Source organism: Vibrio breoganii (assembly GCF_024346795.1).
Taxonomy (GTDB): Bacteria; Pseudomonadota; Gammaproteobacteria; order Enterobacterales; family Vibrionaceae; genus Vibrio; species Vibrio breoganii.
Genome location: NZ_AP024864.1, coordinates 136,650 through 155,952, shown reverse-complemented (window position 1 = coordinate 155,952; position 19,303 = coordinate 136,650). Strand labels below are relative to the sequence as shown.

At 44.2% G+C, this 19,303-nt stretch carries 19 protein-coding genes and 2 pseudogenes; 13 read left to right on the top strand and 8 right to left on the bottom strand.

Translation table 11 applies throughout. The annotated features are described in order from the left end of the window. Positions 1–29 precede the first annotated feature (29 nt). On the top strand, positions 30–377 hold the full coding sequence (locus OCU35_RS00775) for a helix-turn-helix transcriptional regulator (RefSeq protein WP_017027291.1): 348 nt from the start codon (positions 30–32) through the stop codon (positions 375–377). Between the two features lie 16 nt (positions 378–393). Here the strand turns inward: OCU35_RS00775 and OCU35_RS00770 are convergent, their stop codons facing one another. Together OCU35_RS00770 and OCU35_RS00765 are read right to left on the bottom strand one after the other, a co-directional pair. Beyond that, positions 394–1,089: a DUF1481 domain-containing protein gene (locus OCU35_RS00770; protein ID WP_017242599.1), complete on the bottom strand. Its 696-nt coding sequence runs from the start codon at positions 1,087–1,089 to the stop codon at positions 394–396. A 39-nt stretch (positions 1,090–1,128) separates the two neighbouring features. After that, positions 1,129–1,401 carry an HU family DNA-binding protein gene (locus tag OCU35_RS00765; protein ID WP_017027289.1) on the bottom strand — a complete coding sequence of 91 codons (273 nt, stop codon included), beginning with the start codon at positions 1,399–1,401 and terminating at the stop codon, positions 1,129–1,131. Positions 1,402–1,657: 256 nt separating this feature from the next. On the opposite strand from OCU35_RS00765, the gene OCU35_RS00760 reads away from it, so the two are divergent. Then, on the top strand, positions 1,658–2,773 hold the full coding sequence (locus tag OCU35_RS00760; protein ID WP_017027288.1) for a CNNM domain-containing protein: 1,116 nt from the start codon (positions 1,658–1,660) through the stop codon (positions 2,771–2,773). 52 nt (positions 2,774–2,825) lie between these two features. On the opposite strand, the gene OCU35_RS00755 is transcribed toward OCU35_RS00760, so the two are convergent. Then, positions 2,826–3,413 carry a YjaG family protein gene (locus tag OCU35_RS00755; RefSeq protein ID WP_017027287.1) on the bottom strand — a complete coding sequence of 196 codons (588 nt, stop codon included), beginning with the start codon at positions 3,411–3,413 and terminating at the stop codon, positions 2,826–2,828. A gap of 79 nt (positions 3,414–3,492) precedes the next feature. Between OCU35_RS00755 and OCU35_RS00750 the strand changes: the two genes are divergently transcribed. Further along, a complete protein-coding gene (locus tag OCU35_RS00750) occupies positions 3,493–4,419 on the top strand; it encodes a D-2-hydroxyacid dehydrogenase (RefSeq protein WP_261825502.1) in 927 nt (308 codons plus the stop codon). Between the two features lie 52 nt (positions 4,420–4,471). Here OCU35_RS00750 and pyrE read toward each other — a convergent pair whose 3' ends face one another. Both pyrE and rph read right to left on the bottom strand, forming a co-directional pair. Beyond that, on the bottom strand, positions 4,472–5,113 hold the full coding sequence (pyrE, locus tag OCU35_RS00745) for an orotate phosphoribosyltransferase (protein ID WP_017032930.1): 642 nt from the start codon (positions 5,111–5,113) through the stop codon (positions 4,472–4,474). A 91-nt stretch (positions 5,114–5,204) separates the two neighbouring features. After that, positions 5,205–5,921: a ribonuclease PH gene (gene rph, locus OCU35_RS00740; protein WP_017032929.1), complete on the bottom strand. Its 717-nt coding sequence runs from the start codon at positions 5,919–5,921 to the stop codon at positions 5,205–5,207. A 188-nt stretch (positions 5,922–6,109) separates the two neighbouring features. Between rph and OCU35_RS00735 the strand changes: the two genes are divergently transcribed. The 4 genes from OCU35_RS00735 (at position 6,110) to OCU35_RS00720 (ending at position 12,134) form a co-directional block, all read left to right on the top strand. After that, entirely contained in the window at positions 6,110–6,976 is an 867-nt protein-coding gene (locus tag OCU35_RS00735; protein ID WP_017032928.1) for a YicC/YloC family endoribonuclease, read from the top strand. 201 nt (positions 6,977–7,177) lie between these two features. Next, positions 7,178–8,395, top strand: a complete 1,218-nt coding sequence (locus OCU35_RS00730) for a tyrosine-type recombinase/integrase (RefSeq protein WP_261825501.1) — start codon at positions 7,178–7,180, stop codon at positions 8,393–8,395. A gap of 99 nt (positions 8,396–8,494) precedes the next feature. Continuing rightward, positions 8,495–10,732 carry an ATP-binding protein gene (locus tag OCU35_RS00725; protein WP_261825500.1) on the top strand — a complete coding sequence of 746 codons (2,238 nt, stop codon included), beginning with the start codon at positions 8,495–8,497 and terminating at the stop codon, positions 10,730–10,732. Further along, positions 10,722–12,134, top strand: coding sequence for a hypothetical protein (locus OCU35_RS00720; RefSeq protein WP_261825499.1), 1,413 nt, complete (start codon positions 10,722–10,724; stop codon positions 12,132–12,134). The genes OCU35_RS00725 and OCU35_RS00720 overlap by 11 nt, the downstream gene beginning before the upstream one ends. A gap of 31 nt (positions 12,135–12,165) precedes the next feature. Here the strand turns inward: OCU35_RS00720 and OCU35_RS00715 are convergent. The 3 genes and pseudogenes from OCU35_RS00715 to OCU35_RS00705 all read right to left on the bottom strand — a co-directional run. Beyond that, positions 12,166–12,323, bottom strand: a pseudogene (locus OCU35_RS00715) (IS3 family transposase); the annotation flags it as partial. Between the two features lie 175 nt (positions 12,324–12,498). Further along, complete coding sequence (locus OCU35_RS00710) at positions 12,499–14,028, bottom strand: DNA cytosine methyltransferase (protein WP_261825498.1); 1,530 nt, start codon at positions 14,026–14,028, stop codon at positions 12,499–12,501. 109 nt (positions 14,029–14,137) lie between these two features. Then, positions 14,138–14,317: an AlpA family transcriptional regulator gene (locus OCU35_RS00705; protein WP_261825497.1), complete on the bottom strand. Its 180-nt coding sequence runs from the start codon at positions 14,315–14,317 to the stop codon at positions 14,138–14,140. 456 nt (positions 14,318–14,773) lie between these two features. On the opposite strand from OCU35_RS00705, the gene radC reads away from it, so the two are divergent. The 6 genes and pseudogenes from radC (at position 14,774) to spoT (ending at position 19,301) form a co-directional block, all read left to right on the top strand. After that, positions 14,774–15,241 (top strand): RadC family protein, encoded by a 468-nt coding sequence (radC, locus tag OCU35_RS00700; protein WP_261825496.1) that lies wholly within the window; start codon positions 14,774–14,776, stop codon positions 15,239–15,241. Then, positions 15,238–15,690, top strand: a pseudogene (locus OCU35_RS00695) (DUF2787 domain-containing protein). The gene radC and the pseudogene OCU35_RS00695 overlap by 4 nt, the downstream one beginning before the upstream one ends. A 22-nt stretch (positions 15,691–15,712) precedes the next feature. Beyond that, positions 15,713–16,045, top strand: coding sequence for a DUF2787 domain-containing protein (locus OCU35_RS00690; protein WP_261825495.1), 333 nt, complete (start codon positions 15,713–15,715; stop codon positions 16,043–16,045). A 144-nt stretch (positions 16,046–16,189) separates the two neighbouring features. Next, positions 16,190–16,813, top strand: coding sequence for a guanylate kinase (gene gmk / locus OCU35_RS00685; protein WP_017027280.1), 624 nt, complete (start codon positions 16,190–16,192; stop codon positions 16,811–16,813). A 58-nt stretch (positions 16,814–16,871) separates the two neighbouring features. Further along, on the top strand, positions 16,872–17,144 hold the full coding sequence (rpoZ, locus tag OCU35_RS00680) for a DNA-directed RNA polymerase subunit omega (protein WP_017027279.1): 273 nt from the start codon (positions 16,872–16,874) through the stop codon (positions 17,142–17,144). Positions 17,145–17,180: 36 nt separating this feature from the next. Continuing rightward, positions 17,181–19,301 (top strand): bifunctional GTP diphosphokinase/guanosine-3',5'-bis pyrophosphate 3'-pyrophosphohydrolase, encoded by a 2,121-nt coding sequence (spoT, locus tag OCU35_RS00675; RefSeq protein WP_017032925.1) that lies wholly within the window; start codon positions 17,181–17,183, stop codon positions 19,299–19,301. Positions 19,302–19,303 lie beyond the last annotated feature (2 nt).

Sequence of the window (19,303 nt, the reverse complement as noted above, 5' to 3'; positions counted from 1 at the left end):
GGCTCATCATCCAGATAAGGAAAGGGATTATGAGTAAAATTGAAAAAGCAGTGGACTACGTAAATCAACATTTCACAACAGCTCTAACTGCAGAAGCTGTCGCTGAAGCGTGTGACTGCTCTGTGTTTTACCTACCCAAACTATTTCGCAATAACCTAGGCATGTCTTATCAGCAGTATGTGATGTTTAAAAGAGTAGAGCGCGCCAAAAACCTGCTCGTAAACAGAAGGCATTACAAAGTATCAACCATTGCTATCGAATCTGGCTTTTTAGATGACACCTACTTTTGTCGTGTCTTTAAAAAACAGACAGGTATGACACCAATAGAATACAGAACTAGGCATATCAACATACAGAAGCTTCAACCCGCCTATTAGTTCCTACTCTATATCATTAGCTCTGTGAGGACGGTCGCTCAATGCACTCATACCCGCCGTTCTTGAGCATCAGCATTTTATCAACGACAATTTTCTTGGCTTTATACTCACCGATAAATGCAACAAAGTGGTCTTCATCTATCAAACGGTCAATGACAAACGATGGAAGCTGGTCTTTAAACTCGATACTGGTGAATGTCCTTCCTTCACAGGTAACAAATGCCCCCTCTTCCCAATAACCTTGTATCAGCTCTAATCCTTGTTTCTGCTGATTTTTTCCCTTAGCTATCAAGTCACTGGCTTGTTGCTTAACGTCATCAATCTGCTGCTTACGCATAGGCATAACCTTGCCATTGATACGCAATCGTTGATAAACCGCTTCTCCAGTGCCGCTGAAGCGCAGAGTCATCTGAAAAGGAATTAGATCACCGGAATTAGACAGTCTTTCACCTGTGCGGGACATTTCCCTAAGGTTATCACTATCCCAAGTGTAATGGCTTTTGTACCAAGTCTTATCTTTGAAGATCACATCATCGGAGCTTGATTCTGGGGAATCAAAACGCTCAGTGAGCCAAAATAAAGAGGTTTTTGTGTTGTCAATTTCGCCACCCGAATATTCAGTAATCTGGGCAGATTGACGCAGAGGAGTCGTAGCAGAAGAACAGCCCGCTAGGGTTAGAATAGCTAAAGCAGAAGCAATAAAGTGTTTCATAAAAAATACGCCGAGCGATGTCACTCGGCGTATTTTACATTAATTAACTGAATCTTTCAGTGCTTTACCAGCAGTAAATGCAGGAACATTTGCTGCAGCAATTTGAATCTCTTCACCAGTCTTAGGGTTACGACCAGTGCGTGCATTACGGTGAGATACTTTAAATGTGCCAAAACCAATTAGTTGAACTTGGTCGCCCTCTTTAAGAGCATCGGTTACGCCTTCAAGAGTAGCTTCAAGAGCTGCTTTTGCTTGTGCTTTTGATAGATCGGCTTTTTCAGCAATTGCATCGATTAATTGGGTCTTGTTCATTAGGGTTTCCCTTCTAAAGTGTTTGAAAACAAAGTCACTCTAAAGCATAAAGCCCCCATCTGGCAAAGGGTTGCGGGCGTTCTTTAGGTTCAAGCGAACATTTTTTAGCTCATTCTGCAATTCAACTCACAAATTGACCGAATCTGAAGGGGTTGATGCTTGTATTTTCAACACTTTCAACCTATTCAACAAGCTATCATTTACAGAAAATGACTGTCATAATCCGCCTGTTTCATAAACAATTCACTAGGGTACCATGTTACTTCTTACAATCTATGTCTCCGTTGCTATCGGAGTCTCGTTCATCTGCTCAGTTTTAGAAGCTGTGCTTTTGAGTATTTCACCAAGCTATATTGCTCAGTTGCGACAGCAAGGACATCCTGCTGCCGACAAGCTAAGCAAACTTAAGTCTGATATCGATCGCCCACTGGCTTCGATTCTGACACTAAATACCATTGCTCACACCATAGGTGCAGCAAGCGCAGGTGCACAAGCGTCTGTGGTATTTGGAAGCCAATGGCTAGGTGTGTTTTCTGCAGTGCTTACTCTTGGCATTCTGATTCTTTCAGAGATTGTGCCAAAAACGATTGGTGCGACCTACTGGCGCCAATTAGCACCATCTTCAGCAGGAATACTAAATTGGATGGTATGGATGCTACGACCTTTCGTTTGGTTCTCTGAGCAAATAACCAAGCGTCTATCTCGTGGCAATGTAGAGCCAAAGCTACGTGACGAAATCTCAGCGATGGCTATCCTAGCAAAAGATTCAGATGAGTTTGGTGAGGATGAAATTCGAATCCTTAACAACCTGCTGAACTTGCCAAATGTACCCGTAACTAAAGCGATGACACCGCGACCTGTGGTATTTCGTGTTGATGCAACGCTCTCTATTAATGAGTTCTTAGCAACCCACCACGATACGCCGTTCTCGCGCCCTCTGGTTTACATTGAGCAAAAAGACAATATCTGTGGCTTTGTGCACCGATTGGAGCTGTATAAGCTACAACAGAAGGGCAGAGGCACTGAGGCGCTAGGCAGCGTCATGCGTCCTATTCATGTATTCCTAAACAATAGCGCTTTGCCTAAGGTATTCGCGAACATGCTAGCTCAAAGGCTACATATTGCTTTGGTTGTTGATGAGTACGGCACAGTGCAAGGCATCGTAACCCTTGAGGATATCTTTGAGTTTCTATTAGGAAAGCAGATCGTCGACGAAGCTGATAAGAACCGCGATATGCAAGTACTGGCTCAAGAGCGCTGGGAACAGTGGACCAAGAAAAAAGGCGTAATCATCAATAATGATGATGAAGAGCCTATTGAAGAAGAACAAACCGAGGATAAACAGCCACCCGCTGAGCCTACGGAAAAATAAATAAAAAAACGGGAGCCATAAGGCTCCCGTTTTTTTTAACTCAACTCTCAGCTTATAGCTGAACGCCGATATTGCTGACGCTTTCTTCACGAAGCTCAGCACGCAAATCTTTAATCAGGTCTACATCGCGCTCGGTGCATTCACGTAGAGGGCGGAAGATAGCCCACTGCACATCCCACTCGTCACACACGGCTTCATTATCTTTCTGATTGTCATTGGTGATCTCTTCGCTGCCTTGTGCAACTTCAAGATCGGCCACTGTCATGACTGAGTTCTGGCTAATTTTTTGTACTGACTCAGGCAATAGGTCACGATCAAGCAGAGAATGAAGTAGCTCTGCTAATCCCATGCATGCATCGATTGCAGGGTACACACCATAAAAGTCGAACTCTTCTGAATTAGGAACCAGCTCTTCTAGCTTCTCTAGTTGGCGCTCAAAGTTTACCTTTGCGCTCTTCACTGTAAGTAGCTCCCAAACGCTATCGAGAATATCTCGGTAGATTCGTGCCTCGGCAAATTCCGTTGTCTGACAAAACATGGCATAGTTTGGATACATACGTTCACACAAACTGACCATAAAAGTGATTTGTTGCCAAGGTTCTAGCTTATCAATACGAACCTGAAGAGGATTCTGTAACATAACGACTCACAATTGTGGGAAAACAGCAAAAGTGTACTTGATAACACCCAAATAACAAAGAAACAGGGACGCGCTTTCAATGAAAACTGCCACTCAATACCTTTATGTATTGTCTAAAAACAAACAAGAGTACCTAGAACTGCTAAAAAGTGCCGATTTGCCACAACTTGAGATTACCGAAGACCCCTCTCTGGCGAATATCCTGCTTGCTTCCCCACCGATGGCCTCTGAGGTTATTAACGACTTCCCGAATCTTGAATGGGTGCAGTCCATCTATGCGGGAGTGGATGCGTTAACTCAGCCTGCGCCGCGCAGTGATTACCAACTCACTAACGTTAAAGACATCTTCGGACAACCCATCAGTGAATACGTATTAAGCTACTCCGTTGCACACTTTCGTCACTTTGCTACCTATAAACAACAGCAAACCGAGCAAGTATGGCAGCCCTACCCTTACGTTTGCTTGAACGAGAAGACCTTAGTCATCTTGGGTACCGGCTCTATCGGCGCTCATCTGTCGAACGTAGCAAAAGCGTTTGGCCTGACTACTATTGGAGTGAACTCTAGCGGCAAGGCTCCTGAAAATAGTCAGTTTGATTCTGTCTTTCCGATATCAGAGCTCAACCATGCGTTAAGCTTGGCGGATATCGTAGTGTCGGTATTACCGAAAACGGCACAAACTAAAGGCGTGCTCAACAAACAGAGCTTGAGTCATTGCAAACAAGCGCTGCTGTTTAACGTAGGGCGTGGCGATGCTATAGAAACCGATGGACTGCTCAGCGCTTTAGAAGAGGGCTATCTTGAGCACGCTTATCTTGATGTATTTATCAATGAGCCTATCTCACAGCAATGCCCGTATTGGCAGAACCCTAAGGTAACAGTGACACCGCACATTGCCGCGCACAGCTTCCCTAACCAGGTGATGGGACTATTTAAAGACAACTATCAACGTTGGCTCAATGATGAGCCTTTAAAGGCTATCGTCGACTTTAACAAAGGCTATTAAAACGCAAAACGCCACCCGAGGGTGGCGTTTTAGACTCTAATATCAGGCTCGATTAGATGCCGTATTGAGCGCGGTAAGCTTTTACCGACTCAAGCTGCTCAGCATTCTCGCCTTTCTCTTCAAGGAAAGTGATTAGGTCAGTCAGGCTTACAATCGAGATGATAGAGCAGCCGAAATCACGCTCTACTTCTTGGATTGCTGAAAGCTCACCCTTACCTTTTTCTTGACGGTCAATAGCCACCAAAACACCCGCTAGATCAGCACCGTTTGCTTGGATGATTTCCATTGACTCACGGATTGCTGTACCCGCAGTAATGACATCGTCCACCAGCATGATACGACCTTCTAGTGGGCTACCGACTAAGTTACCACCCTCACCATGATCTTTTGCTTCTTTACGGTTGAAGCAGTATGGCTTATCCGTATCGTGATGATCCGCCAGCGCTACCGCTGTAGTGGTTGCGATTGGGATACCCTTGTACGCAGGGCCAAACAGCACATCATAATCGATACCAGAATCCGCTAATGCTGCTGCATAAAAACGACCTAGGCGCGCTAAATCACGACCAGTGTTGAACAGGCCAGCGTTAAAGAAGTAAGGGCTAGTACGGCCAGACTTCAGAGTAAACTCACCAAACTTAAGAACCTGTTTCTCAAGTGCAAACTCAATAAATTCACGCTGGTATGCTTTCATTCTTTTCTCTCTTTATTACGGTTTAATCATTTGTAAATACGCCCCCTTTCGGAGACAAAAAAATAGCTCCAAAAGGAGCTATTTAATAAAACTATTCAGCCAGTGCAGCCTTCTGCACTTCGATAATGTCAGCAATGCCCTTTTGAGCCAGAGCCAGCAATTCCATCAATTCTTCATGAGAGAAGGGTTCGCCTTCTGCGGTGCCCTGAACCTCAATCATTTTACCTTCTTCAGTCATGACGACGTTCATGTCTGTGTCAGCAGCTGAGTCTTCAACATACTCTAGGTCGCACAGACCTTTACCATCAACGATACCCACTGAAACTGCAGATACGTGACCCTTCATAGGGTTCGCTTTTAGTTTGCCTTGTGCCACAAGCTTTTGGAAGGCATCAGCCATAGCAACACTTGCGCCAGAGATAGAGGCTGTGCGAGTACCGCCATCCGCCTGAATCACGTCACAGTCAACCGTTACCATGATTTCACCCATTGCTTCTAGGTCAACCACAGCACGAAGGCTACGTGCGATAAGGCGTTGGATTTCCATTGTACGGCCACCCTGCTTACCACTTGCCGCTTCACGACGGTTACGCGTATGCGTTGCGCGAGGTAGCATGCCGTATTCTGCTGTTACCCAACCTTTACCTTTGCCTTTCAACCAACGCGGAACATTCTCTTCTACAGAGGCGTTACACAATACCTTGGTATTACCAAACTCCACTAATACAGAACCTTCTGCATAAGCGGTGTAGTTACGAGTCATTTTAATAGGACGAACCTGATCTACTGCACGATCGTTTGGACGCATTGAGAGTCACCTAAATAATTGGGTATGGGATTGGGTCGAGATTATATAGGAACATGCCACAGGATGCGACCATGCAAGGAAGCTATGATTTGTATCAAGACGCTCTGTTTTGTGCGAAGAAGTGCGGTTTTGTGCTAAGATTGCCCGCAATATAGACGCACACCTATGTGATGAATAAAGGTATTTTAATGATTTACAGCATGACCGCTTACGCGCGCAAAGAAGTTAAAGGCGACTGGGGCAACGCAGTATGGGAAATCCGCTCAGTTAACCAACGTTACCTAGAAACCTATTTCCGCTTACCAGAACAGTTCCGAGGCCTAGAGCCTATCCTTCGCGAGCGTTTTCGTAAGCGTTTAGCACGCGGTAAAGTGGAGTGTCACCTGCGCTTTGAAGCAAACCCAAGTGCTAAGGGTGAGCTAACCATCAACGAAGACCTAGCAAAGCAGGTTATCAACGCTGCAAACCAAGTAATGGCAATGACGGGCGAAACTAGCCGCATTAACCCATTCCAAGTAATGCAGTGGCAAGGTGTGATGGAAACACCTGAGCAAAACATGGACACAGTAAATAAAGACCTACTGGCGGGCTTTGAGGGTGCAATTGCTGACTTCATCGAAGCACGTGCAAGCGAAGGCGAGAACATGAAGGCTCTGATCGACCAGCGTCTAGAAGCCATCACATCTGAAGTGGTTCGCGTACGCGCTCGCATGCCAGAAATCCTACAATGGCAACGCGACCGCCTACTAAGCAAATTTGAAGAAGCGTCTATCGAGCTAGACTCATCTCGCGTAGAACAAGAGCTTATCGTATTGGCTCAAAAATCTGACGTTGCAGAAGAGCTAGATCGCCTAGACTCTCACGTAAAAGAAACCACCAGCATCATGAAAAAAGGTGGCGCTGTTGGCCGCCGTCTAGACTTCATGATGCAAGAGTTCAACCGTGAGTCGAACACACTAGCCTCTAAATCTATCAGCACAGACATCACCGCTTCTGGTGTTGAGTTGAAAGTTCTGATTGAGCAAATGCGCGAGCAGATCCAAAATATTGAATAGTAGTTATACCTGTATTTGCGCGCATTCAAATAATTAAAATACAACAACTTAGACAATAACACTTTCCATCACCGTATGCTTTAATACGCCATTAACCACCACCAACTGGTGGTTAATGCGGTGGGTATGATAGACTCACCACAAAGGTAAGTGGTGGGTAAAGCAATATCCACCAAGATCATGCGCTATTAGAGGTGGGTTATGGCTAAGTTGTCAGTTAAGAAAGTAGAAGCGCTCATTAAGGCTGGTGGCGAGAAGACACAACGCCATGCTGATGGTGAGGGCTTATACCTAGTGGTTCCAGCGTCAGGTACTGCAAGCTGGATGCTACGCTTTACCTCTAATAAAAAACGCCGTGAAATGACGCTTGGTAAAGTTAAAGATCTTACTTTAGCTAATGCCCGTCTCGAAGCTGCGACTAAGATGAAGCAAGTCCGTGAAGGCTTTGATCCCCTCTTACAACGCAAACGTGCTGAACAAGAGAGCATCAAAACCGTTAACGACCTATTTGATGATTGGTACCCCACCCTAGTTAAACGTCTAAAGCACCCCAACATCCCCAAGCGTGTTTACACCAAAGATATCGCCCCACATATCGGTGAAATACCACTCGATAAAATTACGGCCCGAGATATTCGCACAGCAATCACAGCGATTAATGATTCCGGTCGCCCAACCATTGCCAATGACGCTCTAGGTCACTGTAAGCAGCTTTTTAACCACGGGATGAAATTGGACCTTCTGCAAGGCAACCCAGCCTCTGCATTTACCGTGAGAGACGCTGGCGGCATAGAGCAAAGTAAAGATCGCTTCTTGAATGAAGATGAACTAAAGCAGTTCTTTAGTATCGCTAGAGAGAACAGCACAAACTTTAGCCGTGATAACTATCTAGCTTGTGGATTATTGGTTTGTTTAGGGGTGCGTAAATCTGAATTGTGTGAAGCTAAATGGGAAGAGTTTGAGCTAGAGAATGGCTTATGGCACTTACCAAAGGAGCGTAGTAAAACCAATGTGGGTTTTACCATTCCATTAGCACCAGAAGTGTTGGGGTGGCTTGAGGAGTTGAAGGTAAGAGGTTTTGGCGCTGATTACGTGTTTCCGAGTAGAAGAGCTAGCAAGAGCCCTCACATGGGCCCGGACACGCTCAATAGAGCGATTACTAAGCTATTTGGACATGAAGCTGGTAAGAAGAAGCAACCGCCTAACTTGATGGGCGACATGCCGCACTTTACGGTACATGACCTGCGCCGTACTTGTCGTACGCTACTGGCAAAACAAAGCACCCCCGGCCATGTGGCCGAGAGATGCTTAAATCACAAGTTAAAGGGTGTTGAGGGGATCTATGATCAACACGACTACTTTGAAGAAAGAAAGCAAGCCTTGTTTCTTTTATCACAGAAGGTTGTCAGATTTCTCTGATCAACTCAAAGTACCAAAGCAAATATTTTGATATACAGTAGGTTATCCATATATATTATTAAGGTCCTCCATGACTAGGGATCTCTAAGGCACACAATCATGAATGATAAAAGCCGATTAAAAGCTGAAGAAAAAAACTTCCGACCAAGAGCAAGGCTTATGGAATTATTGGGTGAGCAGCTCATAAAAAACCATACTCTGGCCTTATTTGAACTAATTAAAAACTCTTATGATGCCGATGCAAATGACGTTTCATTAACTCTTTTGAACATCGATAAGGATAATGGTGAAATAGAGATCATCGATGACGGCTTTGGAATGGACTACGAGACTGTGGCTAACATCTGGATGGAACCAGCCCATGCGCATAAAGGAGAGGCTCGTAAAAAAGATATTCGCACACCTAAAGGGAGGCTTCCTGTAGGAGAAAAGGGCGTTGGACGGTTTGCGGTACACCGATTGGGCACCAAAATCGAGTTAGTGACAAGATCTATTGGAAAACCAGAGGTACATGTAAGTATTGACTGGCTAAAATTTGAGAAACATGAATATCTTGATGAAGCCCCTGTACTGATAGAAGAACGCTCTCCAAAAGTATTCAATGGTGATTCCCACGGTACAAGAATCATAATTTCAGGCTTAAAACATAACTGGCGACGTGGGGATGTCCGTAAGCTCTACAGAGCTGTACTAGGTATGACAAGTGGAAACCTTGAATTTGAACAAAAACCTGAAAATGACTCCCAAGAAAAAAGCCAAAATGATCAGTCCAGATTTTCGGTTAACTTCTCTTTGGAGCCGAACCAAAATTGGCTCAATGGTTTTTTCGATCCAGAAACTGCTCGAGACCAAGCGATGTTCAAATTTACGTTCTGTATTGATGATTCTGGCCTCAGCTACAATTATGCTTTCACCCCACTTCAAGCTATTCAAGAAGACTACCCCACCCTAATTGAACCACGAACTATTAGTGAGACTAAGATTCACCCAGAGTTTTTTATTAAGACCCCTCCTGGAGAAGAAGGGTGGAAAAATAGAAAAAAAAGGGAGTCTCGCCCTCTAATGGGAAAGCCAGTAGGAACAACTCAGGGCTTGGGGATCGGTCCGCTAAAAGGGTCAATCATTGCATTTGACCTCGATCGCAATGTTAAAGAACGTTACTTGAAAGACGAGATGTCTGGTTTGTCTGAGTTTTTAAAAAGCCAAGGAGGCGTCCGAGTATATAGAGATTCTCTTAGAGTCTACAACTACGGGGAGCCCGGCGATGACTGGTTAGGACTAGATCATAGGCGTATTCAAAGACCAACAGCAAAACTTAGCAATCAGCTAATGCTTGGAGAAGTTCATTTAGATCTTGAGCATAGTGCTAGTCTTCTAGAGAAAACTAATAGGGAAGGTTTCATCGAAAATGAAGCTTTCGATGAACTTCAGTACGCGATGCTTTGCGTACTGACAGAATTTGAAGCAGAGCGCAATAAGGACAAAAAATCTCTTAGAGATGTTCTTACTCTTCCTCCAGGACAGGATACACCTGCACCGAAGAAGAAAAGTACAGATGAACTTCTTCAAGACCTCAAATCTGTTGTAATTGAGAAGAAACTACAACCTGTCATTGGATCTTTAGTTGAGCAAGTGACTAAATCGTACAAAGAAACTAAAGATATTTTGCTATCGTCTGCAGGAGCAGGGCTAGGTTTAATCACTGTCTTTCACGAATTAGAAAGGGGGGTAAGAAACCTGCATGGAGCTATTTCTGGAGGAGTTGAGATAGAGAGGCTACAGGACCAATCAAAAGAACTAATTTCCCTTCTACAAGGTGCAATGTATATGGTTAGTAAAGGGAAGATGGAGAAGCTAACTGCTTCACGATTAGTTTCTTTTGCTTGTCTAACCCAAAAGCTTCGTTTTTCACATCACAAGATTAAATTCATCAATGGCTTTGAAAATCTACATGAACAAGATTTTGAAGTCAAAGGTGTAAGACGCATGTTAACGGCTACTTTAGTTAACTTAATAGATAATGCTATTTATTGGTCATCCCAAACTGACCAAAAAGAGCCCATCATCTGGGTTGGTCCAAGTCACGATCTTGAAGCCCCGTCTATTGTCGTAGCAGATAACGGGCCTGGTTTTATAGACCCAGCAGAAGATATTACCGAACCATTTTTCTCAAGGAAAGTAGACGGTATGGGAATTGGCCTCTACTACAGTGACATGATAATGAAGTCCCATGGAGGAAGGTTAAGCTTCCCTGAGCAACATGCTATTGATACACCGAGAGCATGTGTAGGCGCTAAAGTGGCAATGGTTTTCAAAGGAAGTAAAAATGCCTCATAGAAGTAGAGTACTAATTGTTGACGACAAAAGAGAAGATGGTGAAGCTATTGTTCGCAGGCTTTGGGAGCTCCAAATACCTTGTTTCTTTTTAAAGTATTCAGAAGAAAACCTATTCGGCTTAGATTCCCAAAAAGCGTACACTGGAATCAGAGCGATTTTTCAAGATATTGCTCTTATAACAACCTCAATGCCTGATAACAAAGACTATGCAGCTGCTCAGCTTAGCATCGATACCCTATTAGATAATGAGAATGGTCCTTGGCTATTAATAGCATGGTCTACGTGGGCAGAGGACCCCGAGAGGGGGACCCAATATGCTGAGGAGCTTTTTAGGTATCTTAAGGAACGACTTCCTGAAGGAAAAAAGCCATACGACTTTGTTGTCTTGGATAAAACACCATTCTGCGCAAATGGACCACATAGCGAGCTCAAAACTGAAGATAATCTAACTTCCCTAGATAAAGGAGACCTACTAAATAAGATAAATGAACAGCTTTCAACTCATAGTAACTTGGCCCTACTAAATCAATGGGAGCAGCATATACACCAAGCTGCATCTAAGACGGTTCATGACTTGTGGAATGCTGTTGAAAATGATGAAACCGGAGAGAAAAACCAACAGCTTGGAGGAATTCTATTAGCTCTTGCAAAGGCAGAAGGAGGCACTGTTGTTGAACATACAGATGTTGCTGGACCTCTTTATCAACTTCTTTCAAAGCTCCTCTTCGATCAGGCCAGCCAACTAGTTCCTTCCAAAATGGCAATCGAAAATCCAATAGGTCAGAATCCTCCCAAAGAAAGGCTGAATGGCATGCTTCATTGGGACAATGTCTGTAGTCCCAAGGCTCCAGGTGGCGTATTTAAGTGGCCGGCGAATGGGAGTGTCGATCTCGGGGTTCTAGCGATTGCTGAAGATAACACTAAAGAATTCATTAAAGATGCATTCGTCAAGGACGATAAAAACAAGCAAAAAGATTTTGAGCGCGCCAGAGACATCCTCGACAATGTAGAGCTAGTTCTCATGGATATAACTCCATCCTGTGATCATGCTCAAAAGAAGGCTTTTTGGAGAAGGTATCTAGTAGGAATAAGGGTTGTTGAAGAACATCAAACTCACTTCTATGTCAAACAAAAACTACCTACAGATAACTTGAAAGACACTCCCGTATTTGAAGTTGATGGAAAAAAATTCAGGTTTATATTCAACTCTAAGTTAGTCGTATCTCTAGTGGAAAAAAACGAGTATTACTCTTCAAGAGGAGAAGGAGTTCAAGGCGAAATAAGTTACACACCTGACTCAGACAAGTTAATTCCAATTGGACGCATACGAGATGAGTTGCTCAAAGATATTCAGGCTTGGTATGGTCGAATGGCTACACGCCCAGGTATAGTTTCTTTTTAACTATACATCAAAAGTGAATGACTGCCTTGATACTTTGGAATAAGAGAATAGTGAGCCTACTGCGTGACTCATAGGCCATCTTAAGCACCTTACCTGTCCATTGGCTATCGGGCGAAAATGACTCGCCCAATCGATCGGTTTACGTGCAAAGAGTTCGATTACAACGGCAAGATAACTCCAATGGTTTCCGGCTCACACATAATTGCATACGCCGGAGCAAACCGGACACCTATTCCGGCATTATCCGGACAAAAGAGAGAATGGGTGTCCGGAATCAGCGAAATACGCATAAGTCAGTTATTGAGCGTCTAGGCGCTTATTCTAGCCAAATAAGTACTCCCGACTATTCTCATCTTCAGTGACACTAACTAAGTAACTCTAATACAACCTTACCAATCTGCTGTGCCAAATATGGTGGCACAGCATTTCCTACCTGCACATATTGCTGTGTTCTATTCCCTTCAAATTTATAATTATCTGGAAATGTTTGTAAGCGAGCAGCTTCACGCACAGTTAAGCTTCGGCATTGTTTTGGATCATAATGAATAAAGTAGTGTCCATCTTTAGAAATGTGGCTAGTTACTGTTGTAGAGCACTTATTCGCAGCTTGTGTTCTAAAGCGGTCTGCATGAGCTCCCGTTTTCCAGTTTTCGTGCTTAGGAGCGAGAGCGTCAGGAAAGTCCCTAGCCTTTGGTGACGTCCCACCACTCAACTTGGTATACGCAGCGCTGAATGCATAGCGCAACAAATCACTTTCCATATGGCCACGAGTCTCATGATTAAGCACACTAGTTGGAGCATTATTTCGATACCACTGAATCAGGTGAATTGGCATTTTTTCTGGGTGAGTTACTGGCTGAGTCTCGCTTCTATTAAGTTTTTTAAAAGGCTTAAGGTCTAAATCTTGAGCCTTCTTAAATTGCTTTCTCAGCAACTTCTTAACTTGAGTTCCGTTGTTTGAAACAGTTCTTTCCCATTCTTTCACTTCATCTTTACGCTTAGAAAAACCACTTCTTAATTTAGGCAAATCAGATAAAACTTGCTCTACTGTCGTTTGTCCTTCTCCACGCGCCAGCGTCCCTGGAACTCCTTCAACGTCAGCACGAACACCCAACAAAATCACACGGTGGCGAGCTTGAGGTACACCATAGTTCTCAGCTTTAATCAGAAAGTCCGTAGGGTCATCGTATGAAGGGTTATTTACGTTTTCAGTGTCTACTACTAAGGAAAAAACTTTATACCTAGGGGTAGCAATTTTTGTGATTCGACCTGGAGCTCGCAAGTCTTTCAAAATACGAGGAAACATCACTTCCCCATCAACTTTTGCTGACAGAATACCTCGTACGTTTTCCATAATAAAAACGTCGGGTTGAGCTATAGAAAGTACTTTTAAGTACTCTTTATACAAAAAGTTACGATGGTCTTTTTCTGCTGTATAGCCTTCTATGCCTGCATTGCGCGAACGACCAGCAAGTGAGTATGCTTGGCAAGGTGGGCCACCTATAACAATTCTTGGGCGGTCATCACCGTGCTCTTGAACTAAATCTCTAATGCGCTGGTGTATTTCTTCATTATCATCACCCAAGGCATGAGGAGAGAACAGGGTTTCTTGTTGAGCTTCTTCTGCTTGCTGAGGATACAATTCAAAAAGTTGCTCACGCGTTAGTTCACCGTTTAAGTACGCGTGATAGCTAGCTAAACCGTTATTGATGCCTTGAATTTTTCTATAGAAAGCTCTGGTAGTAAGGGTCTTATGCGCAGATGGTTCTTTTTCGACTGACACGCCAATTTTAAACGGTAAATTACCATTTTCATGCGTTACTGACAACACGCCTTCGCCGAGCCCACCAGGCCCCGCGAATAGGTCGATTACAAGAACTTCACCTGTTTCCATGATTGCCAATTACTCTCTTTTGAATTACTGGGCAAGCATACCAGGCAATTCAAAAGACACAATAGATTTCACTTAGTTAGATCCTATTGAGTCAATACTTTCTACAAAACTAACTCTCCCCTTCAATTTTGCTCATCATCCAATCATCAACGTCACTTTCAAGCCAAGCTTTGCGCTTACCCATTACCGTAACGTTCTTCGGGAAATCACCCGCTTTAATCAGAATGTAGATGCTACTGCGGCAAAGTGTTGTTTTGTCCATGACTTGTTGTAGTTTTAAAAATCTCATGATGAATTCCGGTTAGTTCAACTCATGAGATAACGAGAATGTGCATTTAATTACTCCACTGCGTAAATCACCATACTCCAACTTTTTTCAACCACACATTACCTTTCTGAAGCCAGCCAATCGCAGGCTTCCATTTATGCACTTTTCTTAAACCAAACTAAGCAGGAGGCTCTTATGCCGTTTGTGTTCATTGCTGGCTTTATCGTTGGCGCAGGCTTTTACCACATCAACAAGGAGGCGAATGGTGAATCCCCACCTACCTACTCAAGCGCTAATTAAGTTATTCATCTATGGCGTTGTGAACGGTTACAACTGGGCGAAACAACAAGATAAACAGCGACCATAACCTAAAGCGGCCCAGCGTGATTGGGCTGCTTCTATGGGGAAGGATTCCATTATTTTTTAGCCACATATTACTTGGATGCACAAACCTTTAACGCACAAAAAGGAAAGTACATGCATTCAAATCAATACACGCCAAACGATCCTACAGAGCTTCGTCAAATCCTAGAGACCGCAGCAACTATGCTAGCGGCCAAGTATGCTCGGGCTAGCTCATTCACCAGTCCAGAAAACACTAAGCAATATCTACAGATGAAACTGGCGCATTACGACAGAGAAGTATTTGCCGTGATGTTTCTTGATAATCAAAACCAACTAATTGAATACAAGGAGATGTTCTTTGGCACCATCGATGCCGCTAGCGTTTACCCAAGGGAGGTTGTCAAAGAAGGATTACTACTTAACTCAGCGGCGGTTATCTTTGGTCATAATCATCCATCTGGATTACCTGAGCCATCACAAGCTGACCGGAGGATCACTCAACGTCTCTCTGATGCATTAGCATTGGTTGATATCCGCGTCTTAGATCATGTCGTCGTAGGTGAGCAATGCGTGTCCTTTGCTGAGCGAGGTTTGCTATGAACCAAACCACACCGCATCGACTGCTGGTGGAATACCTCAATGCTCTTGTTGAGCAATTAGACATCCCTACCTTTGCTACACGTATCGCCCTTAACTTTCGAGAGTCGAGCTACTACCAAGATCGTAGTGGTTTTCATCCTGTAGAGATCCAACTCAATAGATCGACAAACCAATCAGATAACACTCATTGGAGCATCGTCTTTGTCACTAGCTTCGCTTACCCAGACGAGTAAGCCGAAAAGATGGAGGTCGAGCTCTACTTCAATTTTCGGCGTGGATGGTTCTATCAACCGGACATTGAACGCTGTGAGCTCCACCAGCCACAAGTAACCAGCCTGAACCAAAGCTATGAACGGTCTTTCCTCAAGCAAATTCAACAAGGCTCCTTTGACGATATACAAGCCACACTCGTCAATATAGACACTCCTACTGAATCATCAATCGCATAATCATCAACCAAGGAGGCATACCATGCCAGCCGCAACCAAAATTCAAACGATGCAGTTTCACCCTTGTGTACTGCCTATCTCTACTCGCTTTCATAACGCAATCACTAAGCAGATTCAGGAAGCGAGTCTTGATTACTATTCAGATACCTTAACCATTAACTTTCGTGACACGAGCTATAACGCTGAAGCTGGTGGATATCATCCAGTAGAAATCATGATCCGCAATGAAGGTGATAAGTGGCGACTCTGTTACATCACCGACTTTGCCTATTCAGGAGGAGTCTATCCAGAGTTAGCCATCGAGCTTGATTTCAATATTGAGAGCAACACAGAATCTTACAAGCTGGCGTTCTGAATATTATTGACAGTTGTGATCTCGCGTTTTTCCGTGCTATCCTTCGCAACCATTTTTCTAGGGTTATTGCGATGTTAACTCTAGTGCTATCTTTATTGATGCTTATTCAATAACACTGTTCATCACTATTTCGGAGCTCTACGAATGGGAAAAGGCACCCTATATATCGTTTCTGCACCTAGCGGAGCAGGCAAATCTAGCCTGATATCAGCTATGCTGGAAAAAAACCCGGTGTACGCAATGAAGGTTTCTGTTTCTCACACTACGCGCGGAGCTCGCCCTGGTGAGGAAGATGGTGTTCACTATCATTTTGTTGAACGCAATGAATTTGAAACATTGATAGAGCAAGGTATCTTTTTAGAGCACGCTGAAGTATTCGGTAATTACTACGGTACGTCTCGTGTTTGGATTGAAGAGAACCTAGATAGAGGCATTGATGTGTTCTTGGATATTGACTGGCAGGGCGCTCGTCAAATCCGTGAGCAGATGCCACACGCGAAAAGCGTCTTTATTCTTCCACCATCTAATGGTGAGCTTGAGCGTCGCCTAAATGTGCGCGGTCAAGACAGTACAGAAATTATCGCTAAGCGAATGAGTGAGGCGAAATCGGAAATGTCACACTATGATGAATATGACTACATCATAGTTAATGACGATTTCGACGCTGCTTTGATGGATTTTAGAGCCATTCTGCGTGCAGAACGCCTTAAACAAGACAAACAAACAGCGAAATACAGTGGAATGCTATCAGCTTTACTAGCAGAGTAATCTAGAAAGCTGTATAATTTCCCGTCATTTAAAAAATAATTTAGTAATTGGAGTCCTCATGGCACGCGTAACTGTACAAGATGCTGTTGAAAAAGTTGGTAACCGTTTCGACCTTGTTCTAATTTCTGCTCGTCGCGCACGTCAAATGCAAACTGGCGGTAAAGATGCACTTGTGCCAGAAGAGAACGATAAGCAAACAGTAATTGCTCTTCGCGAAATCGAAGAAGGTTTGATTACTAAGGAAATCTTGGACGCTAAAGATCGTCAAGAACAACAAGAGCAGGAAGCAGCAGAACTAGCAGCCGTAAGCAGCATCGCTCACACTCGCTAATCTGCACAACACCTCGTAACCTTTTGGGCCCGTAATTTGTATCTATTTGATAGCCTTAAAGATGTTGCCAAAGAATATTTAACAGAGCCTCAAGTTGAGGCTCTACGTCATTCTTATTCGGTAGCAAAAGAAGCACACGAAGGGCAAACGCGCTCTAGTGGCGAACCCTACATAATCCACCCAGTGGCCGTTGCAAGAATCCTTGCAGAAATGCGCCTCGATCTTGAAACCCTCCAAGCAGCACTTCTTCATGATGTTATTGAAGATACCGAAGTCACCAAAGAAGAACTTGAAGACCTTTTTGGTACTGCTGTAGCTGAACTCGTTGACGGTGTTTCGAAACTCGACAAGCTGAAATTCCGAGACCGTAAAGAAGCTCAAGCGGAAAACTTCCGTAAGATGGTTCTGGCTATGGTTCAGGATATCCGCGTCATCTTGATTAAGCTTTCTGATCGCACGCACAACATGCGTACGCTTGGCGCGCTGCGTCCAGATAAACGTCGCCGCATTGCTCGTGAGACTCTTGAGATCTACTCACCACTGGCTCATAGATTGGGTATCCATAACATCAAAACTGAGCTTGAAGAGCTTGGCTTTGAAGCTCTTTATCCCAACCGTTATCGCGTCTTAAAAGAAGTGGTGAAAACCGCTCGTGGTAACCGTAAGGAGATGATCCAACGCATTCACTCAGAGATTGAGGGACGTTTGGAAGAGTGTGGTATCCACTTTAAGGTCTTAGGTCGCGAGAAGAATCTTTATTCTATCTACAACAAGATGAAGACCAAGGAGCAGCGCTTCCATACCATTATGGATATCTACGCGTTCCGAGTAATTGTTGATAATGCCGATACCTGCTATCGCGTGCTTGGTCAAGCTCATAGCTTATACAAGCCACGTCCCGGTAGAATGAAAGACTACATCGCGGTACCAAAAGCGAACGGCTATCAATCGCTACACACCTCTATGGTTGGCCCTCATGGTGTTCCTGTTGAAGTACAGATTCGCACTGAAGACATGGATCAAATGGCGGACAAGGGTGTTGCTGCACACTGGTCTTACAAAAATAATGGTCAACGCTCTGGCACTACTGCGCAGATTAAAGCTCAGCGCTGGATGCAGAGCCTGCTTGAGCTTCAGCAAAGCGCCGGTAACTCTTTCGAGTTCATCGAGAACGTTAAGTCGGATCTGTTCCCAGATGAGATTTACGTGTTCACGCCAAAAGGCCGCATTGTTGAATTGCCTGTAGGTGCCACTGCCGTAGATTTTGCTTATGCCGTACATACCGATGTGGGTAATACCTGTGTGGGCGCGCGCGTTGACAGAAATCCATATCCTCTAAGCAAATCACTGAAGAACGGTCAAACGATCGAGATCATCAGTGCACCAGGTGCAAGACCAAACGCGGCTTGGCTTAACTATGTTGTGACTTCTCGTGCTCGTACTAAGATCCGTCAGGTTCTTAAAACGATGCGTCGCGAAGAATCCGTTGCCTTGGGTCGTCGTTTGTTGAATCACGCCTTGGGCCGCCACTCTATCGATACTATCTACCCAGAGAATATCGCGCAGGTTCTTAGTGACCTCAAACTAGAGTCGGTGGACGATATGCTAGCGGCTATCGGTCTAGGCGAATTGATGAGTATCATCGTTGCGCGCAGACTACTAGGTGATGCTGATTTACTTACCGAAACCAGTTCTGTAGAGCCTCGCTCTGATAAGAAGCTCTCTATTAAGGGCGCTGACGGTATCCTTCTGACTTATGCTAACTGTTGTCACCCAATTCCTGGTGACCATATTTTGGCACACGTATCTCCGGGTCGAGGCTTAGTTATCCATAGGGAAACTTGTCCAAATATCCGTGGCTATCAGAAAGAACCTGATAAATACATGGCGGTTGAATGGTCTGAGAGTCATGAGCAAGAGTTCATTACCGAACTACAGATCGATATGCAAAACAGCCAGGGTGCACTTGCAGAGCTAACCAATGTTATCTCTCGCACTGGGTCAAATATCCATGGTATTTCTACTGAAGAAAAAGATGGCCGTTTGTACACAGTGACCGTTGCCTTAACCACTAAGGACAGGGTTCACCTTGCTGGCATCATGAAGAAGATTCGTGTAATGCCACATGCGCTTAAAGTTCGTCGTCGTCGTAGGTAACA